The sequence below is a fragment of the Spongiibacter thalassae genome, assembly GCF_012272835.1.
Classification (GTDB): Bacteria; Pseudomonadota; Gammaproteobacteria; order Pseudomonadales; family Spongiibacteraceae; genus Spongiibacter; species Spongiibacter thalassae.
Window position 1 is genome coordinate 1 of sequence record NZ_JAAWWK010000004.1, and the last position, 24,382, is coordinate 24,382.

22 protein-coding genes and 1 rRNA gene are annotated in these 24,382 nt (G+C 57.7%); 17 read left to right on the top strand and 6 right to left on the bottom strand.

Annotated elements, in window-relative coordinates; genetic code table 11:
- Together HCU74_RS11275 and tyrS are read right to left on the bottom strand one after the other, a co-directional pair.
- Nucleotides 1–92, bottom strand: a 16S ribosomal RNA gene (locus HCU74_RS11275); the annotation flags it as partial.
- 520 nt (nucleotides 93–612) lie between these two features.
- Complete coding sequence (gene tyrS, locus HCU74_RS11280) at nucleotides 613–1,917, bottom strand: tyrosine--tRNA ligase (protein ID WP_168450527.1); 1,305 nt, start codon at nucleotides 1,915–1,917, stop codon at nucleotides 613–615.
- 251 nt (nucleotides 1,918–2,168) lie between these two features.
- On the opposite strand from tyrS, the gene HCU74_RS11285 reads away from it, so the two are divergent.
- Nucleotides 2,169–3,497 carry a peptidoglycan DD-metalloendopeptidase family protein gene (locus tag HCU74_RS11285; protein WP_168450528.1) on the top strand — a complete coding sequence of 443 codons (1,329 nt, stop codon included), beginning with the start codon at nucleotides 2,169–2,171 and terminating at the stop codon, nucleotides 3,495–3,497.
- A complete protein-coding gene (locus HCU74_RS11290) occupies nucleotides 3,497–4,612 on the top strand; it encodes an anhydro-N-acetylmuramic acid kinase (RefSeq protein ID WP_210425254.1) in 1,116 nt (371 codons plus the stop codon). Before HCU74_RS11285 ends, HCU74_RS11290 begins: the two co-directional genes overlap by 1 nt.
- An 89-nt stretch (nucleotides 4,613–4,701) precedes the next feature.
- Here HCU74_RS11290 and erpA read toward each other — a convergent pair whose 3' ends face one another.
- Nucleotides 4,702–5,055, bottom strand: coding sequence for an iron-sulfur cluster insertion protein ErpA (gene erpA / locus HCU74_RS11295; protein WP_168450529.1), 354 nt, complete (start codon nucleotides 5,053–5,055; stop codon nucleotides 4,702–4,704).
- Nucleotides 5,056–5,142: 87 nt separating this feature from the next.
- Entirely contained in the window at nucleotides 5,143–6,183 is a 1,041-nt protein-coding gene (gene argC, locus HCU74_RS11300) for an N-acetyl-gamma-glutamyl-phosphate reductase (protein ID WP_168450530.1), read from the bottom strand.
- 145 nt (nucleotides 6,184–6,328) lie between these two features.
- Between argC and HCU74_RS11305 the strand changes: the two genes are divergently transcribed.
- The 6 genes from HCU74_RS11305 to HCU74_RS11330 all read left to right on the top strand — a co-directional run bounded on the left by HCU74_RS11305 (nucleotide 6,329) and on the right by HCU74_RS11330 (nucleotide 12,493).
- A complete protein-coding gene (locus HCU74_RS11305; RefSeq protein WP_168450531.1) occupies nucleotides 6,329–8,065 on the top strand; it encodes a chloride channel protein in 1,737 nt (578 codons plus the stop codon).
- A gap of 16 nt (nucleotides 8,066–8,081) precedes the next feature.
- The gene (gene hemJ / locus HCU74_RS11310) at nucleotides 8,082–8,501 is read left to right on the top strand and encodes a protoporphyrinogen oxidase HemJ (RefSeq protein WP_168450532.1); all 420 of its coding nucleotides are present in this window, start codon (nucleotides 8,082–8,084) and stop codon (nucleotides 8,499–8,501) included.
- Nucleotides 8,502–8,594: 93 nt separating this feature from the next.
- Complete coding sequence (hemL, locus tag HCU74_RS11315) at nucleotides 8,595–9,878, top strand: glutamate-1-semialdehyde 2,1-aminomutase (protein WP_168450533.1); 1,284 nt, start codon at nucleotides 8,595–8,597, stop codon at nucleotides 9,876–9,878.
- Nucleotides 9,879–9,891: 13 nt separating this feature from the next.
- Complete coding sequence (hemB, locus tag HCU74_RS11320; protein WP_168450534.1) at nucleotides 9,892–10,902, top strand: porphobilinogen synthase; 1,011 nt, start codon at nucleotides 9,892–9,894, stop codon at nucleotides 10,900–10,902.
- 75 nt (nucleotides 10,903–10,977) lie between these two features.
- Nucleotides 10,978–11,715, top strand: coding sequence for a TIGR04219 family outer membrane beta-barrel protein (locus HCU74_RS11325; protein WP_168450535.1), 738 nt, complete (start codon nucleotides 10,978–10,980; stop codon nucleotides 11,713–11,715).
- A 130-nt stretch (nucleotides 11,716–11,845) separates the two neighbouring features.
- Nucleotides 11,846–12,493 (top strand): hypothetical protein, encoded by a 648-nt coding sequence (locus tag HCU74_RS11330; RefSeq protein ID WP_168450536.1) that lies wholly within the window; start codon nucleotides 11,846–11,848, stop codon nucleotides 12,491–12,493.
- On the opposite strand, the gene HCU74_RS11335 is transcribed toward HCU74_RS11330, so the two are convergent.
- The gene (locus HCU74_RS11335) at nucleotides 12,434–13,057 is read right to left on the bottom strand and encodes an NUDIX hydrolase (protein ID WP_345889684.1); all 624 of its coding nucleotides are present in this window, start codon (nucleotides 13,055–13,057) and stop codon (nucleotides 12,434–12,436) included. The genes HCU74_RS11330 and HCU74_RS11335 overlap by 60 nt on opposite strands.
- Nucleotides 13,058–13,085: 28 nt before the next feature.
- Nucleotides 13,086–14,246, bottom strand: coding sequence for a pyridoxal phosphate-dependent aminotransferase (locus tag HCU74_RS11340; protein ID WP_168450537.1), 1,161 nt, complete (start codon nucleotides 14,244–14,246; stop codon nucleotides 13,086–13,088).
- Nucleotides 14,247–14,442: 196 nt separating this feature from the next.
- Here HCU74_RS11340 and dksA point away from each other — a divergent pair, with 196 nt between their 5' ends.
- From dksA to panB, 9 genes are all read left to right on the top strand, one after another.
- The gene (dksA, locus tag HCU74_RS11345; protein WP_168450538.1) at nucleotides 14,443–14,880 is read left to right on the top strand and encodes an RNA polymerase-binding protein DksA; all 438 of its coding nucleotides are present in this window, start codon (nucleotides 14,443–14,445) and stop codon (nucleotides 14,878–14,880) included.
- Nucleotides 14,881–14,915: 35 nt separating this feature from the next.
- Nucleotides 14,916–15,788, top strand: coding sequence for a tRNA glutamyl-Q(34) synthetase GluQRS (gene gluQRS, locus HCU74_RS11350; protein WP_168450539.1), 873 nt, complete (start codon nucleotides 14,916–14,918; stop codon nucleotides 15,786–15,788).
- Nucleotides 15,789–15,873: 85 nt separating this feature from the next.
- On the top strand, nucleotides 15,874–16,050 hold the full coding sequence (locus tag HCU74_RS11355; protein ID WP_168450540.1) for a hypothetical protein: 177 nt from the start codon (nucleotides 15,874–15,876) through the stop codon (nucleotides 16,048–16,050).
- Complete coding sequence (locus HCU74_RS11360) at nucleotides 16,040–19,030, top strand: ATP-binding protein (RefSeq protein ID WP_168450541.1); 2,991 nt, start codon at nucleotides 16,040–16,042, stop codon at nucleotides 19,028–19,030. Before HCU74_RS11355 ends, HCU74_RS11360 begins: the two co-directional genes overlap by 11 nt.
- Nucleotides 19,031–19,090: 60 nt before the next feature.
- Entirely contained in the window at nucleotides 19,091–20,530 is a 1,440-nt protein-coding gene (locus HCU74_RS11365; RefSeq protein WP_168450542.1) for a sigma-54-dependent transcriptional regulator, read from the top strand.
- Nucleotides 20,531–20,905: 375 nt separating this feature from the next.
- Nucleotides 20,906–22,285, top strand: a complete 1,380-nt coding sequence (gene pcnB / locus HCU74_RS11370; protein ID WP_168450543.1) for a polynucleotide adenylyltransferase PcnB — start codon at nucleotides 20,906–20,908, stop codon at nucleotides 22,283–22,285.
- A complete protein-coding gene (folK, locus tag HCU74_RS11375) occupies nucleotides 22,282–22,785 on the top strand; it encodes a 2-amino-4-hydroxy-6-hydroxymethyldihydropteridine diphosphokinase (RefSeq protein WP_168450544.1) in 504 nt (167 codons plus the stop codon). Before pcnB ends, folK begins: the two co-directional genes overlap by 4 nt.
- Nucleotides 22,775–23,440, top strand: a complete 666-nt coding sequence (locus tag HCU74_RS11380) for a deoxynucleoside kinase (protein ID WP_168450545.1) — start codon at nucleotides 22,775–22,777, stop codon at nucleotides 23,438–23,440. Before folK ends, HCU74_RS11380 begins: the two co-directional genes overlap by 11 nt.
- 18 nt (nucleotides 23,441–23,458) lie before the next feature.
- Nucleotides 23,459–24,250 carry a 3-methyl-2-oxobutanoate hydroxymethyltransferase gene (gene panB, locus HCU74_RS11385; protein WP_168450546.1) on the top strand — a complete coding sequence of 264 codons (792 nt, stop codon included), beginning with the start codon at nucleotides 23,459–23,461 and terminating at the stop codon, nucleotides 24,248–24,250.
- Nucleotides 24,251–24,382: the final 132 nt, after the last annotated feature.

Sequence of the window (24,382 nt, forward strand, 5' to 3'; positions counted from 1 at the left end):
TTTACTCACCCCGAAGGGCTTTCGCGCTCGACTTGCATGTGTTAGGCCTGCCGCCAGCGTTCAATCTGAGCCATGATCAAACTCTTCAGTTTAATCTTTTACATCAGCCTTTCGACATGATGGGATGATTACGCAAAACCTGCTTTATCATCCAAAATCTCGGCTCAGAAACTGTTAATCGATATAACCAAATTCATGAATTATACGAGTCACTTGTTTCTGAATATTGTTGTCGCAATATCCACCAACAAGTACCCACACGAATTATCTAATCTCGTCTTGTTAAATAACTCAAAACCGCCAGGGTTTTGATATCGCCAAAAGGTCAGCCCCTTTAGCGAGGAGGCGTATTATAAACACTTCAGCCCCCAGAGCAAGGTGTTTTTTTAAAGTCTTTTTACAAGACCGCAACACCGAACTCCCTCACCCGTATCACCAACTCACCGCACCGTTGCCTCAGCAACCGCACCGGTCTGTCTCCCCGAGCGAGGAGGCGCATTATAGAGACACCCGATGGAGAGTCAACAACTCTTGAGAAATAAATGTAAGTTTTATTTCAACCGCTCAAATAGCAACCAATACGCCTAGAAATCAACCAGTTATCCCACAACGTTAACGAACAACTAGCATCTGGTAGCTTTTCTTTCCAAGACGGACAATGTAATAAATGCCTGCCCGAGCATTCGGCTCAGCGAACACTTCACCGGCCTTCATATTCGCATCAGCGCCAATGGCAACACCATTAACCCATACGGCGTTACGACCCAGGGCATCCTTAACCTGCTTGCCCGAAGACGCAAGACCGACGTCGGCAAAAATCTGGGTCAACGGCAATTCAGCCAGCTGCGAGCGCTGGAGCTCTGCGCAGGGCAAGCCATCAAGCCGCAACTGCTCAAGATCCTGCTCTGACAGATCACCCAGCTCGCCGGAGAACAACGCATCGGTAATGCGCTGGGCTGCCTCCAGGCCATCGCGCCCATGGATCAGCTCGGTCATCTGTTCGGCGAGATGGCGCTGCCCCTGTGGACGACCACCCTGCCTGTCCGCTTCTTCTATCGCAGCAATCTCTTCCAACGACAAAAAAGTAAAATAGCGAAGAAATTTGTACACATCCGCGTCCGCGGTGCGCAGCCAGAATTGATAGAAAGCATAGGGTGACGTTTTCGCCGGATCCAGCCATACCGTACCCGACTCTGTCTTGCCAAACTTGGTGCCATCAGCTTTCGTCACCAGAGGCATGGTCAGCCCGTGCACGGCCCCACCGTGCATACGCCGCGCCAGATCAATACCAGCGGTGATATTCCCCCACTGGTCAGACCCGCCAAGCTGTAAAGTACAGTCGTGCCGCTTATACAGTTCAGCAAAATCCAGTGCTTGCAACAGCGAGTAGCTGAACTCGGTAAAGGATATTCCAGAGCCCTCTCTATCTATACGCTGCTTGACCGACTCCTTGGCAATCATATTGTTGACCGAGAAGTGCTTGCCAATGTCGCGCAAAAATTCCAGCGCCGTCATCGGACCAAACCAATCCAGATTATTCGCCACTACGGCGGAGTTCTCGCCGCAATCAAAATCGATAAAGCGCGACACCTGCCCTTTCAACCTATCTACCCAACCGGCTACCACATCCGGCGTATTTAGCTGGCGCTCCTGGGCCTTGAAACTGGGGTCGCCGATCAAGCCCGTAGCACCACCGACCAGAGCAATGGGCTTGTGGCCGGCCTGCTGAAAACGCCGAAGCGCTAACAACGGCACCAGATGTCCGATGTGCAGGCTGTCGGCGGTAGGGTCAAACCCACAATAAAGGGTACGCGGCGCCTCTTTGAGGTAATCCGCCAACCCATTCTCACCTGTCATCTGGGCTACCAGCCCGCGAGACTCCAAGTCAGCCAGCAAGTCGCCATTCAGCCCTGTCATAGTTCAACCTTTGTGTAATTTTGGAATTTTTGTCCTGCTTCAGCGTCTGTATGGACGCGGAGCGTCGCGCAGGAGCGTCAAGGCCCCGCAAGATACAACATGACCAAAAAAAATGAAACGCGAGACAGCTGACAGCGCCCCGTACAGAAGCTAGAATCTACATTAACTATCGGTGAATACGGACTTTTGCCACAGGCGTTCCTTGCTATAATGATCAAAAATCAACCAGTCGACCACAGCCAGGCCAGTAAATGTTTAACCGATCCGCTCGCAGACACGCAGAATACAAGTCAAAGGCGCAATTCCCTCGCCGCCATTTGGCTATCGCCGCGTCTACGTTAATCGCTTTGGGCGTTTCGCTGGTATTGCTACCGGGCGAAGACGCCCAGGCCAAGCGCACGGCTATTCCATTGGATCTGGAACTCACGCCAATCAGCCCCATACCGGAAGAAGACGCGCTGGTTGTCGAAGCACAGCAAGAGTGGCTGGATATAGAAGTGCGCAGCGGTGACTCCCTGTCGGCGATCTTTGCCCGCGCCAAACTCAGCCCTCAAGACCTGCACGAGCTGCTTACCACCGCCAAAAAGACGAAGGCACTGAACACCATCAAGCCCGGCCAAAAGCTCAGTTTCCAGATCAACGACAATGGCAAGCTCGACGCCATGAGCCTGCGCGTCGATAAGCTCAGCAGCCTGGTTTTCGAGCGAGGCGTGACCGGCTTCAATACCACCGAAGTCACCGAAACCCCTGAAATTCGCCAGCGGGTTGCCAGCGCGACTATCACCAGCTCTCTCTACAAAGCCGCCCAGGAAGCCGGGGTCAGTCAGAGCATTATTATGGAGCTGGCGAATATCTTCGGCGGCGTCCTCGACTTTGTCTATGACGTGCGCAAGAACGACCATTTTATTGTGATTTACGAAGAGCTCTACCTGAATGGCGAGCACCTGGGCAGCGGACAGATTCTAGCCGCCTTGTACCACAACCAGGGGCAGAGCTTTCAGGCATATCGTTATATTAACGATGAAGGCGACGTAGACTACTTTTCCGAGGCCGGTGAAAGCATGCGCAAAGCGTTTTTGCGGGCGCCCCTGGACTTTACCCGCATCAGCTCCAAATTCGACCCGAAACGTCTGCACCCCGTCTTCAAGACTGTGCGTCCCCACCGCGGGGTTGATTACGCCGCTGCACGGGGCACCCCGGTTTACGCTGCGGGCGATGGCAGGGTGCTGGAGGCCGGCTATTCAAAAGCCAATGGCAACTACGTGTTCATCAAACACGGTGAAGCCTACGTGACCAAATACCTCCACCTGCATAAGCGCGCGGTATCAAAGGGCGAACGTGTTAAACAGCGGGAAACCATCGGCTGGGTGGGTTCGACCGGCTACGCCACTGGCCCCCACTTGCATTACGAATTTCTGATGAATGGCGTCCACCGCAACCCCGCCACCATTATCGACAAGCTGCCGCCACCAAAACGGGTCAGCGGCAAAGACATGCCCAGGTTCCAGCAGCAGATCAGCGGCATGCAGTTACAGCTTCGCACCTACGCTGCACAGCGCAATTACAGCAGCGAAGGCTGATGTATTACGTTGGCCTGATGTCAGGCACTAGTCTGGACGCCATCGACGCCGCATTGGTTCACATCGACGACGATCGCTGCACTCTTAAAAAAGGTCTGGAATTCCCCTTCCCCAACGCACTGCGTGCCGAGCTGCTTGATCTTTGCCAGCCCGGCAGCGACGAAATAGAGCGAATGGGCCGCGCCGACCGCCATCTTGGCCTGGCCCTCGCTACTGCCGTTAATCAATTGCTTCACGTAGCCGGACTGGCCGCCAGTGATATTGCGGCCATTGGCAGCCACGGCCAGACCATTCGCCATCGCCCTACCGACGGTGCGCGGGCGGCTACCGACGCATTCAGCCTTCAGATCGGTGACCCCAACACCATTGCCGAGCACACCGGCATCACCACCGTCGCAGACTTTCGTCGCCGCGACATTGCCGCGGGGGGCCAGGGCGCACCACTGGTGCCGGCCTTCCACCAGACAGTGTTTGGCAGCGCCAATGAAAACAGGGTGATTATTAATATTGGCGGCATGGCAAACATCAGCCTGCTTCCGGCAAATAGGCCCGCCCACGGTTACGATACTGGACCCGGCAATGTCCTGATGGATGCCTGGATACAGCATAGACGCGGCGAGAACTTCGATCGCGATGGTCGCTGGGCGGCATCTGGCCGCTGCCACCAAGCCCTTCTCGCAAAGCTACTCGACACACCCTTCTTCTCAGTAAGCGGCCCGAAAAGCACTGGGCGCGAGTGTTTCAATCTGGATTTTGTGCGCGAGGCACTGACACACTTCAGCGATATCAGCGACGAGGATGTGCAGGCAACACTACTTGAATTTACCGCACAGAGCATTGCCCAGGCAATTGCAAAGGAAGACTTGAAAGAGTCGCAGTGGCACCTCTGCGGCGGCGGGGCGGCCAATGCCGCACTGCGCCAGCGCCTGACAGAACTGAATACCAACGGCAGCGTCGACGACACCGACGCCCTCGGCATCCACCCCGACTGGGTGGAAGCTGCCGCCTTTGCCTGGCTGGCCATGCGTTGCTTGCACGACCTGCCCGGCAACTTGCCCTCTGCGACAGGCGCCAGCGGGCCGCGAATTCTTGGCGGAATTTATCCGGCGCGCTAAACGCTGAATCGAGAGTGGCAATCAGTAAGCATCAAAACTGGAAAGCGAAAACGGCGCTGAACAGACCGCTTTCGCCGAAGATCTTCGGCTCACACCGAGAACGATGAGCCGCATCCACAGGTAGTGGTGGCATTGGGGTTGGTGACGACGAACCGTGAGCCCTCAAGACCTTCAGTATAATCCAGCTGGGCACCTTCGATGTACTGATAGCTCAGTGGATCAACCAGCACCACCACGCCGTCTTTCTCCACCAGGGTATCATCTTCCTCGGCCAATTCATCGAAGGTAAAGCCGTACTGGAACCCCGAACAGCCGCCACCGGTGACAAATACGCGCAATTTCAGCTCGTTATTTGCCTCGTCTTCCATCAGGTGCTTAACCTTGGCTACGGCCTTTTCGGTTAGCTGTAATACTGACGGTGTATATTCCTCAACCGCTGACATTGTTCACCTCACTACTTCGCCCACAGGGGTAGGCGTCAATTATCCGCTTATCCGACCAAAACAGTCAAGAATTACCCCCGCCACCCGTCAGGGCAGCAGGGCGACCGCTTCCAGTCCCATGGTTTCCGGCAGGCCAAACATCAGGTTCATATTCTGTATCGCCTGGCCCGAGGCCCCTTTTACGAGGTTATCAATCACCGACAGCACAACGATGGTGTCGCGATTCTGGGGCCGGTGCAACGCAATGCGGCACATATTGGAACCGCGTACGGTGCGGGTCTGAGGCAAGCTGCCCAGGGGCATCACATCCACAAAAGGCTCATTGGCGAAGCGCTTTTCAAACAAAAACTGCAATTCATCCAAGCCCACCGCCGAGTCGAGAATCTGCGAATAAAGTGTTGCGTGGATGCCGCGCACCTGGGGCAGCAAATGGGGGGTGAAAGTCAAACCGACTGGACCACCGGCCGCCAGCGCCAGCTCCTGCTCGATCTCCGGCAAATGGCGGTGACCCGACACACCGTAGGCCTTGAAGCTACCGTCCAGCTCAGCCAGCAGATTATCGATCTTGGCCTGACGCCCGGCGCCACTCACACCGGAGGCAGCGCTGGCGATAAGCTGCTGGGGGTTGACCAGTTTCTCTTCCAGCAAGGGCAAAAAGCCCAGCTCGACCGCCGTCGGATAACAGCCAGCGCAGGCTACGAGCCGTGCAGTGGTGATGGCTTCTTTATGGGTTTCCGGCAAACCGTAAACCGCCTCGGCCAACAGGTCGGGACACAAATGCTCCTCGTGATACCACTCTGACCAGAGCTTGGCATCGCGGATACGGAAATCCGCCGACAGATCCACCACACGGGTGCCCGCAGCCAGCAACTCGGGAACCAACTTCATCGCAACATTGTGGGGGGTGGCGAAAAATACCACATCACAGCTGGCCAGCTTATCAACCTCTGGCACGGAAAAACGCAGATTGGTCGTACCGCGCAAACTCGGGAACAATTCATCTACCGGCAGCCCATCCTCGGCACGGGAGGTAATCATTGCCACCTCAGCCTCCGGGTGTGTTGCTATCAAGCGCAACAGCTCCGCGCCGGTATAACCGGTTCCACCTACAATCCCAACCTTTAACACGTTATGTCCCCTGCCAGATTCATCATGTCGTTACATTCTCCGCGCATCGCCCCAATTAGGTCTATCGCGCCACGGCCCTTATAATACGTTATTTGCCGGAAGCACGCGAAGCGGATATGCACCCTACCTCCCAGCTCTTGGCGCCATGTCGCTAACCAGCCTCACCAATTTTCGCCGGCGGCTCGCCAGCCCCGAAGCGGCCCTGCCCTATGCCATTCTGGGGCTTGGCGCTGGCGCAATCACAGCGGTGCTGATGATCGCCTTTCGCCTTGCATTGGAGCTGCCGCTGGAGCACTGGTTGCCCGGCGGCTCATCAGAAAACTTCGAGGGCCTTGAGCGGCATTGGTATTTTCTGCTGCCCGTAACAGGGGGACTCCTGCTCGGCCTTATCACCAGCCTGGTTCGCCCCGTCCACCGCTTTACCGGCATCCCCCACGTTATCGCCGCCCTGCACAATGGCAGGGGACGACTGCCGCTAAAGAATGTGCTGATGCAATTTGTTTGCGGTCTTACTGCCCTGCTTAGCGGCCAGTCCGGAGGGCGCGAGGGGCCGGCCGTCCATATCGGCGCAGCGGCCAGCAGCCAGTGCGGAACACTGATGCGCCTGCCCAATAACAGTCTGCGGGTGATGGCGGCCTGTGGCACCGCCGCCGCCATTGCCGCTTCGTTTAACACTCCCATTGCAGGAGTCATTTTTGCAATGGAAGTGGTCATGCTGGAGTACACCGTTGCAGGATTTATACCGGTTATTCTCGCTGCGGTAACAGCCACTACCCTGTCACAGGCTGTATTCGGCGCGGTGGTGTTTCTACCCTCGAGCCAAGTGAGCATGGTATCGCTGTGGGAACTGCCCTTTATCGCCCTGCTCGGCTGTATTGCCGGCGGACTGTCCAGCGCCTTTGTGATAATCCAGAAACAGTGCCTGCGGCTGGCAAGCCGACCACCCTGGTTGCGACTTCCCTTGGCGGGGCTGGTCACAGGCCTCTGCGCTCTGTTCGCCCCCGAGGTTATGGGTATCGGCTACGACAGCCTGCAAAACACCCTATCAGGCAACTACGGCCTGCACATGCTGGCGCTGTTAATGGCGGCGAAATTACTGGCTACAGCGGTGTCCTGCGGGCTGGGTATGCCCATCGGCATTATTGGCCCAAGTTTGCTGGTCGGGGCCTTCGCCGGAGGCGCCATCGGCGGAGTGGGGATACAATTATTTCCAGATCTCGCGGCGGAACCCAGCTTTTATGTACTGCTCGGCATGGCCGCGGTAATGGCCGCGATCCTCAATGCCCCGCTCGCCGCCTTGTTGGCCATTATCGAATTAACCCACAACCTCAATATTATTTTTCCCGCAATGCTGGCGGTCACTGCAGCCCATCTAGTGCACAAGGAGCTGTTCGGGCTGCAGGCCTCTCACCAGGCAACACTTCAGGCCATGCAGCAGGCCGTGCGCGCCAACCCGTTGACCCTCGCCCTGCTGCGCACCAGTGCCGCCGCGGTCATGGACCGCAATCTTCGCCACGTTCCCCAGCACCTTGGCCACAGCGACCAGGCACTGCTGCTCGATACCCCGCCTCGGTGGCTGGTGATTACCAATGCCGAGGGCCAGCGTATAATTGTCCACCGCGAACACTGGTTTCCATTGATCAGCACCGCTGAGCTGACCGACGATGCCACCCTCGACCTGCTGGCGGAGCTGGAACATCGACGCCGGGCGGCAATTTTCGATATTAACGGCACGTTGATGGAGGCACTGGAAACCATGAACCAGGAAGGACTGGACAGCCTGTTTGTGCGCAGCCCCTACCAGCGCCAGGGGCCGCCGGACGAAGGCATCGTCACCCGCGAAGCCCTGTCTGACCACTACAATCTGCCAATCAGATTCTGACCGCAATGGACCCACTATGCTCTGGCTGAAAGCGCTACATATTATTGCAATGGTTTGCTGGTTTGCCGGCATTTTTTATCTACCGCGCCTGTTTGTCTACCACGCCATGGCCGAGGACGCCGCTACCCAGGCCCATCTCGCGATCATGGAGCACAAGCTATATCGGTTTATCAGCCCCTTCGCGGTGCTGACCGTGGCATTCGGCGTGGCAATGATCTCGCTGGCTCCAGCCTATTACCTCGGCAGCGGGTGGCTGTGGATCAAGCTGGCATTCGTTGCCGGTCTGATCGCCTACCACCTCTACTGCGGCAAGCTGGTGAAGATCTTCGGCGCCCAGCAAAATCAGCGCAGCCATGTATTTTACCGGTGGTTTAACGAAGCCCCGGTCATCGCCCTGTTCGCCATTGTATTGTTAGCAGTGCTGAAGCCTTTTTAGAGCTAACCGCAGCCAACACTGGCGACAGCCACATCAAGTCTGGATAATGCTGTTCAGACAACTGACCGGCCCCGCAAGGAATTCACCACTACTATGAGTCGCTCCGACACCCTTTTCGATCAGGCACGCCACGTCATTCCCGGTGGTGTTAACAGTCCCGTACGCGCGTTCAAAGCCGTAGGTGGCACCCCCCGTTTTATCGAGCGGGCAGAAGGCCCCTATATTTTTGATGCCGACGGCAAACGCTATATCGATTACGTGCTGTCCTGGGGACCCATGCTCCTCGGCCACGCCTACCCCGCTGTGGTCGACGCGGTGAGCGAACAGATTCGCAAAGGGTTGAGTTTCGGCGCTCCCACCGAAATCGAGACCCGACTCGCCGAAAAACTGTGCGCGATTGTGCCGGGTATGGATATGGTGCGCATGGTGAACTCCGGCACCGAAGCCACCATGAGCGCCATCCGCCTCGCCCGAGGGGCCACTGGTCGGGACAAGATCATCAAATTCGAAGGCTGCTACCACGGCCACTCCGACTCGCTGCTGATAAAGGCCGGCTCCGGCGCCCTCACCCTTGGCGTCCCCAGCTCACCGGGTGTACCTGCAGCCCTCGCCGAACACACCGTAACCCTGAGCTACAACGACATTGAAGGGGTAAAAGCCGCCTTTGCCGACTTCGGCCATGAGGTAGCCTGTGTGATCGTTGAACCTGTGGCGGGCAATATGAATTGCGTACCACCGGTTCCGGGTTTCCTGGAAGCCCTGCGAGAGTGCTGCGACGCCCATCAGAGCGTGCTGATTATCGATGAAGTTATGACCGGCTTTCGCCTTGGCCTGAAAGGAGCTCAGGGCTACTACGGCGTCACCGCCGACATTACCTGTCTGGGTAAGGTTATTGGCGGCGGCATGCCGGTAGCCGCCTTCGGCGGACGCCGCGACATCATGGAGCAGCTGGCCCCAAGCGGGCCGGTGTATCAGGCCGGCACTCTGTCGGGTAACCCTGCGGCGATGGCCGCGGGTCTGGCTATGCTGGACGCGATCAGCGCCCCCGGTTTTTACGACAAGCCTTTCGCCCACACCGACACACTGATCGCCGGCCTGCGTGAGCGCGCTCAGGCGGCAAATATTCCAATGACCTGCAACCATGTCGGCACCATGTTCGGCGTCTTCTTCACCGACGATGCAACCATTACCAACTACCAGCAGGTCATGGCCTGCAATACCGAGCGCTTTAACCGCTTTTTCCACGGCATGCTCGAGGGCGGAGTCTACCTGGCGCCGGCATCTTACGAAGCGGGCTTTTTGTCCTCGGCCCACAGCGATGACGACATACAGCAAACGCTGGATGTCGCCGAACGCGTGTTCTCCACCTTGAAATAAACGGAGTTTCGCCATGAGCCCATCCCTGCAACGCGGCGCCTTCCCCGCCACCCGTATGCGCCGCCTGCGGGCCGCAGACTTCTCCCGCCGCCTCAGTCGGGAGAACCTGCTCTCCGTCAACGACCTGATTTATCCGATGTTTGTCCACGAAGGCAGTCAAAAACGCGAAGCTATAGCGTCAATGCCGGGTATCGAACGACTCAGCGTCGACCTGCTCGCCGCGGAGGCCCGGGAGCTGAGCCGCTTGGGCATTCCCGCCATTGCCCTGTTCCCGGTGGTTGGCGATGCCGCAAAATCCCTCCACGCCGAGGAAGCCTACAACCCCGACGGCCTTGCCCAGCGCGCTATCAAAGCCGTCAAGGATGCCGCCCCCGAACTGGGTATTATCACCGATGTCGCCCTCGACCCTTACACCACCCACGGACAGGACGGCATCATCGACGAAAGTGGCTATGTGCTGAACGACCGCACCACTGAAGTGCTGTGTCGGCAGGCATTGGCCCAGGCCGAAGCCGGTGCCGATATTGTCGCACCCTCAGATATGATGGACGGTCGTATTGGCGCCATACGGCAGACCCTCGAACAGGCGGGCCATATCAACACCTGCATTCTGAGTTACGCCGCCAAATATGCCTCCAGTTACTACGGCCCCTTCCGCGACGCGGTTGGCTCTGCGGGTAACCTCGGTGGCAGTAATAAATACGGTTACCAAATGGACCCGGCCAACAGCAACGAGGCGCTGCACGAGTGCGCTCTCGATCTCGCTGAGGGCGCCGACATGATTATGGTCAAGCCCGGCATGCCGTATCTGGATATTGTGCGGCGAGTGAAAGATGAACTCGCGGTACCCACCTATGCCTACCAGGTCAGCGGTGAATACGCGATGCACTGCGCAGCCTTTGAGAATGGCTGGCTGAGCCGCGAGGCGGTGATTATGGAATCGTTACTGGCCTTCAAGCGCGCCGGCGCCGACGGCATACTGACCTATTTTGCGAAGGAAGCGGCAATAATACTCAATAGATAGCACAGGCCTTTACCCTGTCATACACAGGGCTTATTGTTCTTCAGGAAAAAACGACCACAACAGGGGATGCACAACATGAAAAAGATTTCTCTGGCCGTAGCGATGATCGCTGCCAGCGCCGCCGCTAGCACTCAGGCCGACATCATCGGCGCGTCCGCCGGCGCCTACGCCTGGCAGCAAAGCTGGGACGGTGACGTCCAGTCCGGTGGCAATGCCATCGACTTTAACAACGACCTCGGTTACGACGACGATAACGGCACCAGCTTTTATGTCGCACTGGAGCACCCCGTACCACTGCTGCCCAATCTGCGCCTGCAGCGCACCTCGCTGGAAATCGACGGCCAGGGCACACTGACCCGCGACTACACCTACGACGGCAAAACCTACTCCGCCGGTGAGTCAGTGCAGTCCAGCACCGACCTGAGCCACACCGACGCCACCATGTACTACGAAATCCTCGACAACTGGGTCAACCTGGATGTCGGCCTGAGCGTGCGCCTGTTCGACGGCGAGATCAGCATTACCGGTGCCAACGGCGAGGGTTCAGTGGAATTTGACGCCCCTCTGCCGATGCTCTACGGCAACGCTCGCTTTAACCTGCCCTTCACCGGTCTTTACGCCCACGCCCTGGCCAATGTCATCAGCGTTGGCGACAACACCGTGAGCGATATGACTGTGGGCCTCGGCTACGAGGTTGCGGTAGTGGCGCTGGAGCTGGGTTACCGCACCTTTGACGTATCACTGGAAGACGATGACGACGAAGCCAATATCACTGTTGACGGCCTGTATATCGGCGTGAACATCGACATCTGACAGTCTGTCACCCCACAGAAAGCGCAGCCCCGTGCTGCGCTTTCTGCTTTTAGCCTCCCGCCCCTTGAAAGCACACTTCTCAACGTCGTACATTTCCATCATTCAACCACGCAGAGATTGAATACACCCTATGTACGGACGCCTGCTCGCCATTGCACTTTTTTTTCACAGCGGCCTTGGACTGGCCTGTAGCTGCCTCTGGCAAGGCCCCTTCAACGAGGTTTACCCCGACAGCGACCTGCTGGTCTACGCAGAGGTCAGCAGCACTCGCGGCAACAGTTTCGACGTCGACATTATTCAAAAACTCGACGGACAGGAATTTCGCGAATCACTGCGCGTGTGGGGGAAAACCGACGATCTCTGCCGCCCGGAGGTCAGCAACTTTGCACCTGGCAGTCAGTGGATACTGGCCTTGCAACGTCTCGACGAGGTGCCCGACAACGGCTTTAACCCGTTCAAGCCCAATATCAGTTTTGGCAGAAAAGGGGACTATGCCCTGTCCAGCTGTGGGGTGAACTGGCTGCAAGTAAAGGGTGGCCGGGTCACCGGCAATATTCTCGATGCGACCCGCTGGCAGTACCTCGACCCCAAGAAAACCCCGGTACTGCTGACCCTGTTTTTTGACTGGCTGCGTGGCGACCTCAGTGACGCGGCACTGGCGGAAGCCGCACGGCCACAGGGCGCCGCTCGGGAAATGCTCAACAACACCAAGATGTTTCTATGGCAGCTTGAGCGGGATAGCCGCGACGCCGAGGAGCTCATCGAGCATAGCCAGTGACATGCCCCAGATTTCCTTTTTACCCAAATAGTAACAGGGCAAATCCAGCGAAAAACGCCCTCGGGTTCGGGTGACCGTTACCCGGTTGCCGTGGTCAGCAATAAAGCTGATTGGCACCCACACTGCCTCGGCAACCTCGTGATTGGGTACCGGCGACACCGGCCCATGAATGCGAAACACATAGGGCGACACCACCATAGGGCGACGACCGGAATGGGGCCGCGACACCAGATCCGACAGACGGCCAATACAGTGGCCCACCTTCTCCAGGTCAATCGACAATTCTTCCAGGGTTTCCCGCTGTGCGGTGCGCACTCCAGTGTTATCACCAGGGTCCATGCGCCCGCCTGGAAAGGCCATATGCCCCGACCAGGGGTCTCCATCCCGATCTGCCCGTTTAATCATCAACACCTGTAACTCGGCGTCTGCCTCGCGCAGTATCAACGCCACCGACGACCGCTTGACCCAACGTCGCCACCAGCGGCGGCGGGGCCGAAAATGCTTCAGCGCCTCGCCGACGCGCTGTAGGTCGTAGTGTTTTATCTCTTCCAACCGCTCTGTCACGTATTCCCCAACTCACTGCAATCCGGCATCAAGTATACAGCTTGCGCAGGCGTTCAACGGCCAATTCCAACCGATCCAGACCGGTTGTATACGCAAAACGCACATGGGTATCGGCGCGATAGCGGCCAAAGTCTGCACCGGGTGTAATCGCAATACCGTGCTCCTCAAGCAGGCGTAGGCAAAACTGCTGGCTGTCGGAGGAAAATTTTTCAATACCTGCGTAGAGATACAGGGCCCCATCCGGACAATGGGGAATGGTAAAGCCCATTTCTGTCAGCGCGGGATACAGAAAATCCCGCCGCTGTGCAAACGCGTCCCGACGCGCGTCGAGTATCGACCGACATTCGGGCGTAAACGCCGCCAATGCCCCGTACTGACCCATCGTAGACATGGAAATAAACAAATTTTGCGCGAGTTTTTCCAGCAGCGGCACTGCCCATTCCGGGGCCACCAACCAACCCAGGCGCCAGCCAGTCATACCGAAATACTTGGAAAAACTGTTAATCACAAAGGCTTCGTCGGTGATCGACAGCACCGACGGTGCATCGACGCCGTAGCTCAGCCCATGATAAATTTCGTCGACAATCAAATGGCCATTGCGCGCTACACACAGCTCGTGCAAATCGCGCAACTGTCCGGCACTGAGGATTTCACCACTGGGATTGGCCGGAGACGCCACCATTACCCCTCGAGTGTTACTCTGCCAATGGGCCTCGGCAAGCGTGGCATCGAGCTGGTATCGCTGCTCCGGCCCCACCGGCACCAACTGCCCCTCGCCCTCAACCAAACGCAGAAAGTGACGGTTGCAGGGATAGCCGGGATCGGTCATCAACATGCCATCGCCGGGGTTTATCAGCAGCCCCGCCAACAGCAGCAGTGCGCCGCTGGCCCCGGGGGTAACCATAATCCGGCTCGGTGAAATCTCCAGCCCGTGCTCACTGCGATAAAAGTCGGCGATCGCCTGGCGCAACTCGGGTATTCCTGCGGCGGGGCTATATTGTGTTTCGCCACGCCCCAGCGCCGCCTGCGCCGCACGAACAATCGGCTCGGCACTGGTAAAGTCCGGCTCGCCAGCGGCCATATGCACAATATCCCGCCCCTGAGCCGCCAGGGCGTTGGCCCGGGTCAGTACCTCTACTACGCGAAAGGGCTCGATATCCCCCAGTCGCTCCGCCACCAAATTGCCCACTGCGCCCCCATATTCCTCAGCAAAGGCGACAGTGTAGCAGCGCCGGCAGGGGCCGCCATATCCTATAAACAGCCGAAGCGGCGTTTTTGTATGGCACAAGCTACACTTATCTGGTAGTTTTGCCCGTTTGGCGGCACAGCGTCGCCCGCAAATCCGCGGTTTGCGGTTAACGGCTTGTTAATAAAGAGGGCCAAGCATGCCTGCAAAGGACACATCTACAGAAAGTCTGAAAACCTTCACCCCTTATGTTCCCAAAAAGGGTGAAGAGTACATGAACGATGCGCAGAAGGATCACTTCCGTCAGATTCTGCGCAACTGGAAGGCTGAGCTCATGGAAGAGGTTGACCGCACGGTCAGCCATATGAAAGACGAAGCGGCAAATTTCCCCGACCCCGCTGACCGAGCGACACAGGAAGAAGAGTTTAGTCTGGAGCTGCGCACCCGTGACCGCGAGCGCAAACTCATCAAAAAGATCGACGCCACCCTCGATCTTATCGATGAGGACGACTACGGCTACTGCAACACCTGTGGCGTCGATATCGGCATCAAGCGCCTGGAAGCACGCCCCACCGCCACGCTTTGCATCGACTGCAAAACGCTGGATGAAATCAAGGAGCGTCAGGAGCGCGGCTGATACCCACTGGCGGCCTCGTGCCGCCAGCTTTCCCTATGACCCACAACGGTATCTATGTCGGCCGATTTGCGCCTTCGCCCACCGGCCCCCTTCACCTCGGCTCCCTGTGCACGGCACTCGGCAGTTATCTTGACGCCCGCGCCAAAGGCGGCCAGTGGCTACTCCGCATTGAAAATATCGACCCGCCACGGGAACAACCCGGTGCGGCAGAGGCTATTATTCGCTCGCTGCAGGCCCACCAGCTGCACTGGGACGGCGAAATCCTCTGGCAAAGCCAGCGCAGCGACGCCTACAATCACGCCCTGCACCAGCTGTTGAACAACAGCGCGGCCTTCTATTGCAGCTGTTCACGCTCGCAACTCAGCACCGTTGGCGGCGTGCATCGCGGCGACTGCATTGCCCCCCTCGACCGCAGCGATGCTGCGATTCGCCTGCGGGTGGCCGACGACGACATCCACTTTCACGACCGCCTGCTCGGCCCCATCACTCAACACCCGGCCAACGATGGCGATGTTGTGCTGCGCCGTCGCGATGGACTGTTTGCCTACCAGCTCGCGGTTGTCGTCGACGACGAGCACCAGGGGGTGACGGATATTGTCAGGGGCTATGACCTGGTCAGTTCGACCGGCTGGCAACTACTGCTGCAACGGGCACTCGGCTACCACCAGCCTCATTATTTGCACCTGCCACTGCTCGTCGATGAACACGGCGACAAACTGAGCAAGCGCAGTTATGCGCCCCCCCTCGACGACCTGCAACCGGAGCACAATATCCGTCAGGTGCTCGGCTATCTCAACCAGCCATCGCCGCCACCGGAACTATCACTGACAGAAACATTGAACTGGGCGGTGGCCCACTACCAACCCAATAGTATTCCTAGCCAGCCTATCGCCATTAACCCTAAATAATCGAGAGGGGACAGACCCCACCCCGCGCATTCACCGGCAATGCTCGCTACAATGGGGCCTTCTGCTCCACGGGCCCGGTATGACCATGAGTGCACGCTCCCCACTTTTGCTATTGCTTTGTTCGCTATTTGTTTTCAGCCCTACACTGGCCCAGTGGCTCGATGCCGCGGGCACCGCCTGGTACCGCCATCATCTGGTGTGGTTCGCCATTATTATTTTTATCTACCTGGCAGCACGAAAGCGGGACAACCATGGCGTTTGATATCAATACCCTGTTATTTCTCGGGCTTCTTTACCTGTTATTGCTGTTCGCCATTGCCTTTGCCACGGAAAAGCAGCTGCTGCCACAGGCGCTGATCGAACACCCAGCTGTATATGTGCTGTCACTTGGCGTGTATGCCAGCGCCTTTGCCTACTACGGCGTCACCGGCCTGGCCAAGGCCTATGGCATGAGCTACCTGAATTATTATCTGGGCATATCCGCTGCCCTGTTTCTGCTGCCGGTACTGATCGCACCATTGCATCATGTGTGTAAAAGCTACCGCTTGAATTCCATCGCCGATATCCTCAGCTTTCGCTTTCGCAGCCAATGGGTTGGCTCCCTCAGCACGATCATTAGCGGACTCGCTATTACCCCCATTCTCGCCGTACAGATCCAGACCGTCTCCAACGCAGCGTCGACGCTCACTACCGCCGATCCCCTGAGCGATGAGGGCAGCATTTTCCGACGCTTAACCGGCATCGCCTTTTGCGTAATTATCAGTGTATTCACGATTTTATTCGGCTCCCGCAGCCTGTCCTCCAAGGACAGCCATCGCGGCTTGGTCACTGCGCTCGCCTTTGAGTCTCTGGTCAAGCTCATCGCCTTTCTGGTCCTGGGCGTTGTCGCGGTTGTCAGTATTTTCGGCGGTTTCAGCGACATGCAAGCATGGTTAGCGGCTAACCCGCAGCTGATTACCAGCATGGCTGAGGCAAATGCCAACGACAGCGGCAGAATGATGCTGTTACTGTTTTTTGCAGCGGCGATCTGCATGCCCCACGTTTTTCACATGCTGTTTGCCGAGAATTCCAGCTCACGCAATCTGGTTTCTGCCAGCTGGGGCCTACCCCTTTACCTGTTCCTCATCAGCCTGCCGGTACTCCCCTTGTTGTGGAGTAACGCCGCCATCGGCGCCGATATGAATGGCGACTACGCCGCATTAAACGTGCTCAACCATCTCGACAGCCCAGCGCTGACACTGCTGGTCTTTATTGGCGGCATCTCCGCCGCCAGCGGCGTGATTATTGTGTCAACGCTGGCTCTGGCTTCTATGTGGCTTAACCATCTGGTTCTCCCGTGGCAAACACCGCAAAAACGGGACATCAACATCTACAACTGGCTGCTGTTGACCCGCCAGTGCCTGATTGTGGCCGCAATTTTCACCAGCTACCTGCTCTACGAGATCATTCCCGACCGCAAGCTCCTCAGCGACCTTGCCCTGGTGTCTGTCGCAGGCTGCGCGCAGCTGCTGCCCGGCTTACTTGCCACCCTGTATTGGCCCAATGCCAACCGCAACGGTTTTATCGCGGGCCTACTGACCGGGCTGACACTGTGGATCACCGGCACCCTGCTACCAATACTGGGGCTAGCTCCCCCCGCCATTATTCAATCACTGCTCGACGCCAGCGCACCGGAGACCTGGCTCAGTTTCGCAGGTATTACTCTCGCGCTGAACGGAATCGTCTTCGTGGGGGTTTCCCTGCTCACCGAAACCTCCAAAGAGGAGCGCAGCGCTGCCGAAGCCTGCACCGTCGATGACCTGAATCGCCCCAGCCGCCAGGCACTTAACCTGAAAAGCGCCATGGAAATGCGCTCGCGCCTGGCCGAAACCATTGGCCACACTGTGGCCAAGCAGGAGGTCAACCGCGCCCTCAACGAGCTGCAGCTCAGCATCAATGAAACGCGACCCTATGCACTGCGACGACTGCGCGACCGCATAGAAATCAATCTGTCGGCGCTGGTGGGGCCATCGAATGCCCGCCGAGTCATTGATCGCAGCCTACCCTACACTGGCGACATCGCCGGTGACGGCGAGGACATCAATTACATTGAGGACCGCCTGGAGCGCTACCAAACCCACTTGACCGGTCTTGCCGCCGACCTCGACGGCCTGCGCCGCTACCACCGACAAACACTGGAAAACCTGCCTACCGGGGTGTGCGCACTGGGTGCCGACTCGGAAATTCTGCTGTGGAACAAGAGCATGGCGAGCATCACCGGCATTCACAGTGCCGAGATTACCGGCTCTGCCCTGGGCGGTCTGCCCAACGCCTGGCGCGAGCTGCTGGTCAGCTTCTGCGCCAGCCCCGACGACCACTGGAATAAATACAGCCTCGAGCTGGAGGGCACGCCGCGCTGGCTAAACCTGCACAAAACCGAATCGAAAATGCTCGGCCGCAACGAGCTGATTGTGGTTATCGAAGACATCACCGACACCCAACTACTGGAAAAGGAGCTGGGACATCAGGAGCGCCTCGCTTCTATCGGTCGCCTCGCCGCCGGCGTTGCCCACGAGATCGGCAACCCGGTCACCGGCATCGCCAGTCTCGCGCAAAACCTGCGCTACGAGACGGAAGACCCTGCATTACTGGAAACCGCCGAGCAGATCGTCAAGCAAACCCGGCGCATCAGCACCATTGTGCAAAGTCTGGTTAACTTCGCCCACAATGGCCGCGACGATCCCACCCGGGCGAAGGAAGCCGTTTCAGTGGCCCAATGTGTGAACGAAGCCATTCAACTGCTGAGCTTCGACAAGGAAGCCAAAAAAGTTCACTATGACAATGCCTGCGACCCGTGCATTGCCGTTGCCGGCGACTATCAGCGGCTGACCCAGGTGTTTATCAATTTGTTGACCAACGCCCGTGACGCCAGCCCCGAGGGCAGCACCATCCGCATCGACGCGGATAGCCTCGACACCAATGCACTGATCCGCGTCGTCGACCAGGGGGAAGGCATCCCTCCCGACATTGCCGAACATATCTTCGAGCCCTTTTTCACCACCAAGGAACCGGGCAAGGGTACCGGCCTCGGGCTCGCCCTGGTGTATCGTATTATCAACGACCTGAACGGTGATATTTCCGTGAAAAGCCCAGTCAGCGACAATGGGGCCAGCGGCAGCTGTTTTCAGTTGCAACTACCGCTGGCCTGCCATATTCAACCGCCACTACCGACCAGCAGCAACCGGGCGTTTCTGGAATTATGACCGCTAACGCGTTATGTTGTCCGGCTGTGTTCGGCAAGCCGACATCCGATGGAGCGAAATATGCCGCGAATATTAATCGTTGAAGACGAAGATGTTATCCGCCTCGCCCTCCGGCGACTTCTGGAGCGCAATGACTATCTAGTGGATGAAGTAGGCTCGGTACAGGATGCCATCAGCCGCTTCGATCTCGACAGCTATTCATTGATTATCAGTGACCTGCGTCTTCCCGGCGCGCCCGGCACCGAATTAATCAGCAAGACCGATCGGCCAGTACTGATCATGACCAGCTACGCCAGCTTGAAATCAGCGGTCGATTCAATGAAAAAAGGGGCCATCGACTACATCGCCAAGCCTTTTGACCACGACGATATGCTCGATACTGTCGCGCGCATCATCAGCAACCACGAGCAGGATCCACCGACACCTCTTAGCAGCAGCCGCCAGCGCCGGGACACCGCGGCGAGCAATGGTATGATCGGCAGCTGCAAACCCATGCAGCGTCTGTACGACCATATTCGCCGCGTGGCGCCCACCGACACCACCGTGTTGATCCACGGCGAAACCGGCACCGGCAAGGAACTGGTTGCCCGAGCCCTGCACTCACAAAGCAAGCGTGCGACGAAGAACATCGTCTGTGTAAACTGTGCCGCCATACCGGAAACACTGATTGAGTCCGAATTATTCGGCTACGAAAAGGGCGCCTTCACCGGCGCCAACGCCAACCGAATCGGCCTGATCGAAGCCGCCGACGGCGGCACCCTGTTCCTCGACGAAATCGGCGAGCTACCGCTCGAAGCCCAGGCGCGGCTGCTGCGCTTTATTCAGGAAGACGAAATCCGCCGCATTGGCGCCGTAGAGTCCAACAAGGTCGATGTCCGCTTGATCTGCGCCACCCACCGCGACCTGAAAGACATGGCCCACCAGGGACGCTTTCGGGAGGATTTGTACTACCGCATCAACGTCATGAAGCTGGAACTACCGCCGCTGCGTGAACGCGGTAAAGATATTCTGGAAATTGCCGAAACCCTGCTCAAGCGCCGCTGTGAAGCCTTGGGCCGGGAGCCACTGAAACTCAGCCCGAGGGCCATTCAGGCGATCACCACCTATATCTGGCCGGGCAATATTCGCGAGCTGGAAAACGCCATTGAGCGCGCCGTCATCCTCTGCGAAGGCGACGAAATCGACAACGAGCTGCTGGATATCGACCTTGAGCTGGTGGACATCAGCCAAATTCGCGGTCGCCGCACAGAGCCGCGCCCCCGCTACCCCCAGCAACAGATTCCCGAGCGCAAGGAATCCCGGCCACGCACCCGCAACGCCGACCCCGCCGAAGATCTGTCACTGGAGGATTATTTTCAGCGCTTTGTTCTCGAACACCAGGACAGCATGAGCGAAACCGAACTCGCGCAAAAACTGGGAGTCAGCAGAAAATGCCTGTGGGAGCGCCGGCAGCGACTTGGCATTCCGCGCAAAAAATCAGCGCGCAGTGGAAGCAACTAAGCCCACTATGACACCGTTACCCAAAAATGATTCGCGTAACACATGGCGTTTATATAGGTAACAATACACATAAATGCAACAACCCCCAAAACCCCTAAAACACAACAAGTCATTGAAAAATATAGAAATTCAAAAGTTGGCACAAGGGATGCAATCCTAAGGGGCAAAAGAAGAATAAAACCACACAATAAAAATAATAGAGATCGGACCAATAACAATAACAGACGAAGCAAAGAGACCTGGGTGGGGAAGACATTGTTTTCCCCTTCTTCGTTTTAGCCCCCCTGAAATGAGCTAACCCCCCCTTTTGACCCGCGAAGCATTTCCCTTGTGCTAGAATGCCGCATTTGCCAATCTGGGCTGATACTGAGACCAATGAGCGCCAATACTGTTTCCGGGCTATGGAAAAAGCTGACCGGCAAGCTGAACATGAGCAAGCCAGACATTCATATGCCAACAATTATCCAGCGCGATGACCACTGCGTTTCACGCAGCCTGATCAGCGATAGCGCGTTGAAGGTGATGCACCGACTCAACCAGGGCGGCTATCAAGCCTATCTGGTGGGTGGCGGTGTACGCGACATTCTGCTCGGCGGCCAACCCAAAGACTTCGACGTTGCCACCGACGCCACTCCCGAACAGGTGCGCGGCCTGTTTCGCAACAGCCGGATTATCGGGCGGCGCTTTCGCATCGTACACGTGCGCTTTGGCCGGGACGTTATCGAGGTCACCACCTTCCGTGGCAGTCACGACGCTCCCGAGACCCAAACCAACCCGCGCAGCAAACGCTCCGCGCGCAATGAATCCGGCATGCTGCTGCGCGACAATGTGTTTGGCAGCATGGATGAAGACGCCCTGCGCCGCGACCTCAGCATTAACGCCCTCTATTATTCCAGCAAAGACTTTGCCATTTACGACTTTGCCGACGGCCTTGAAGACCTCAAGCGCCGCCTGATACGCGTGATCGGCGACCCGGAGACCCGCTACCGCGAGGACCCGGTGAGAATGCTGCGCGTGGTGCGTTTTGCCGCGAAGCTCGACTTCGACATCGAGCCCGCCACCGAGGCGCCGCTGAAAAACCTCAGCCCCCTGCTCAGCGATATCGCGGCAGCACGCATGTTCGACGAAGTGCTCAAGCTATTGATGAATGGGCGCGCCCTGCAAACCTACGCACTGATGCAACGCTACGGCCTGTTTGCCCCCCTTTTCCCCGCCACCCAGAAATTGCTAGATCGCGGCGTACCCCACGCCTATGAGCTGATACAGCAGGGCCTGGCCAATACTGATGCCCGCATCTCTGAGGACAAGCCAGTCACTCCTGCGTTTTTATATGCGGTTCTGCTGTGGCCAGTGGTGAAAGAGATACACGCCGAACTGGTTGCCGAAGGTGTGCCGGAAATACCCGCACTCCACCAGGCCTCGGAGCGGGTACTGCACAAGCAGCAGCAAACTGTGGCCATCCCCAAGCGTTTTTCACTGCCCATGCGCGACATCTGGGAATTACAGCTGCGCTTTGCACGACAGTCGGGTAAACGCGCCACCCAAGTGGTGGAAAACCGCTATTTCCGCGCCGGCTACGACTTTCTATTGTTACGCGAGCAAGCAGGCGAGATCGACAACAGCCTCAGTCAGTGGTGGCAAGCCTATTACGAAGCTCAGCCCGAAACCCGCGAGGGGATGGGCCGACCCCGCGAAGACAACGATCGACCACGGCGCCCCCGCCGCCGTCGGCGCGGACCACGGAAAGACACATGATTCGAAGCTATATCGCGCTTGGCAGCAACCAGGGGTCGCCACTGGCACAGATTTATGGCGCCCTTAATGCATTGAAACGACTCCCTGGCAGTCGCCTCGTTGGCCAATCTCGCCTGTACGGCACCCGTGCTGTCGGACCGGGCCAACAAGAGGATTACATCAATGCCGTCGTTGCCATCGACACCGCACTGAGCGCCGACGAGTTGCTCACAGCCCTGCAGCGCATTGAAAGCCACCACGGCCGTCAGCGCGATATTCGCTGGGGACCCCGCACCCTGGATCTGGATATTCTGCTGTACGGCGACCATCGCATCGACAGCCCACGCCTGAGCATTCCCCACCCACGACTCGGGGAGCGCCGCTTCGTATTGCAGCCGCTGGCTGACCTCGACGCCGAGCTCGCCCGCCAACACAGCAAGCTCGACAGCGCCGATATCGACGCCCTCGACGATGATATTTGGCTCCTCGACCCGGACCAGCTCGCCAGCCATGCCGAATGAACGCCTGTTTACCCGCGACACCCCTCCACGCCATATCGCTATAGAGGGCCCGATCGGCGTGGGCAAGAGCACCCTCGCCAAACGGCTCGCCGAATCGCTCAATTACACCCCGGTGTTCGAGCAGGCCGAGGAAAATCCGTTTCTGGAACAGTTTTACAGCAAGCAGGCCAACAGCGCCCTCGCCACCCAATTGTTCTTTCTGTTTCAGCGGGTGCAGCAACTCGACAGCCTGGGTGACGGCGACCTGTTCAGCGGCGGCTATGTGGCCGACTACCTGTTCGCCAAAGATCCGCTCTTTGCCTCCATTACATTGGACAGCAATGAGCTGGCCCTCTACCGAAAGGTCTACGAACAACTGGCCCCCAACCCGCCCCCGGTGGATCTGGTGATCTATCTACAGGCACCGGTGAAAGTGCTGAGAGAGCGCGTGATTCAACGGGGAGTGCGCTTTGAGCGTCATATCAGCGGCGACTACCTTGAAGCGCTGAATGAAGCCTACAGCGAGTTCTTTTTGCGCTATGACTCCAGTCCCCTGGTGATCGTTAACGCGGCGGAAATTGACTTTGCCCACAATGAGCAACACTATCAGCAACTTCTCGAGTATTTACTGGATATTCGCGGCGGCCGCCATTATTTTAACCCCACATTTTTTTGAGTCTCAGCGAGGCAAAGCATGAGCAATGTCAGCATTACCACCCTGATGCAGAAAAAACAGGCTGGTGAAAAATTCGCCGTGGTCACCTGCTACGACGCGAGTTTCGCCCAACTGGTAGAAAAGGCCGGCATCGAAGCCATCCTGGTTGGCGACTCCCTTGGCATGGTGTTGCAGGGTCACGACTCCACCCTGCCCGTAACCGTGGCTGATATGGCCTACCACACCGCCGCGGTGGCCCGCGGCTGCAAAGCCCCCCTGGTAATTGCCGATATGCCCTTTGGCAGCTACCACAGCCTTGAACCTTGCCTGAACGGAGCCACCGAGCTAATGCGCGCCGGTGCACAGATGGTCAAACTCGAAGGAGGCACCTGGCTGTGCGACAGTATTCAGCAACTGGTGCGCGCCGGTATCCCCGTGTGCGGCCACCTCGGCCTAACCCCCCAGTCGGTCAATGTCCTCGGTGGCTACCGCGTACAGGGTCGTGAAGAGAGCCAGGCGGCGGTCATCATGAAAGACGCCAAGGCCCTTCAGGCCGCCGGTGCTTCTATGTTGGTGCTGGAATGTGTCCCGACAGCCCTGGCAGCGGACATCAGCGCCGAACTGGAAATACCGGTGATCGGCATCGGCGCCGGGCCGGCCACTGACGCCCAGGTGTTGGTGCTCCATGACCTGCTTGGAGTTACCCAGAAAACCGCGCGCTTTGTACGGAATTTCGCTGCAGACGGCGTCAGCATTGAAGAAGCGCTTTGCCTGTACCGTCAATCGGTTATCGACGGAAGCTTCCCCGCAGCCGAGCACTGCTTTGACTAGAGCAGAAAATCGGAGGAAACTGTTACCCGTAGAAACACTTATTCGCGGGTAACAAAGTTGTGAATTTTTTGTTACCAAGGCATTGAACGGCCATTATGATTGGGGCATACTTGCCCGCCACTGAAGAAACTG

Bases quoted from the DNA above. Each gene is read 5' to 3' on its own strand.
- tyrS (WP_168450527.1), bottom strand. From the start codon at position 1,917: ATGACAGGGCTGAATGGCGACTTGCTGGCTGACTTGGAGTCTCGCGGG.
- HCU74_RS11285 (WP_168450528.1), top strand. From the start codon at position 2,169: ATGTTTAACCGATCCGCTCGCAGACACGCAGAATACAAGTCAAAGGCG.
- HCU74_RS11290 (WP_210425254.1), top strand. From the start codon at position 3,497: ATGTATTACGTTGGCCTGATGTCAGGCACTAGTCTGGACGCCATCGAC.
- erpA (WP_168450529.1), bottom strand. From the start codon at position 5,055: ATGTCAGCGGTTGAGGAATATACACCGTCAGTATTACAGCTAACCGAA.
- HCU74_RS11305 (WP_168450531.1), top strand. From the start codon at position 6,329: ATGTCGCTAACCAGCCTCACCAATTTTCGCCGGCGGCTCGCCAGCCCC.
- hemJ (WP_168450532.1), top strand. From the start codon at position 8,082: ATGCTCTGGCTGAAAGCGCTACATATTATTGCAATGGTTTGCTGGTTT.
- hemL (WP_168450533.1), top strand. From the start codon at position 8,595: ATGAGTCGCTCCGACACCCTTTTCGATCAGGCACGCCACGTCATTCCC.
- hemB (WP_168450534.1), top strand. From the start codon at position 9,892: ATGAGCCCATCCCTGCAACGCGGCGCCTTCCCCGCCACCCGTATGCGC.
- HCU74_RS11325 (WP_168450535.1), top strand. From the start codon at position 10,978: ATGAAAAAGATTTCTCTGGCCGTAGCGATGATCGCTGCCAGCGCCGCC.
- HCU74_RS11330 (WP_168450536.1), top strand. From the start codon at position 11,846: ATGTACGGACGCCTGCTCGCCATTGCACTTTTTTTTCACAGCGGCCTT.
- dksA (WP_168450538.1), top strand. From the start codon at position 14,443: ATGCCTGCAAAGGACACATCTACAGAAAGTCTGAAAACCTTCACCCCT.
- gluQRS (WP_168450539.1), top strand. From the start codon at position 14,916: ATGACCCACAACGGTATCTATGTCGGCCGATTTGCGCCTTCGCCCACC.
- HCU74_RS11355 (WP_168450540.1), top strand. From the start codon at position 15,874: ATGAGTGCACGCTCCCCACTTTTGCTATTGCTTTGTTCGCTATTTGTT.
- HCU74_RS11360 (WP_168450541.1), top strand. From the start codon at position 16,040: ATGGCGTTTGATATCAATACCCTGTTATTTCTCGGGCTTCTTTACCTG.
- HCU74_RS11365 (WP_168450542.1), top strand. From the start codon at position 19,091: ATGCCGCGAATATTAATCGTTGAAGACGAAGATGTTATCCGCCTCGCC.
- pcnB (WP_168450543.1), top strand. From the start codon at position 20,906: ATGAGCGCCAATACTGTTTCCGGGCTATGGAAAAAGCTGACCGGCAAG.
- folK (WP_168450544.1), top strand. From the start codon at position 22,282: ATGATTCGAAGCTATATCGCGCTTGGCAGCAACCAGGGGTCGCCACTG.
- HCU74_RS11380 (WP_168450545.1), top strand. From the start codon at position 22,775: ATGCCGAATGAACGCCTGTTTACCCGCGACACCCCTCCACGCCATATC.
- panB (WP_168450546.1), top strand. From the start codon at position 23,459: ATGAGCAATGTCAGCATTACCACCCTGATGCAGAAAAAACAGGCTGGT.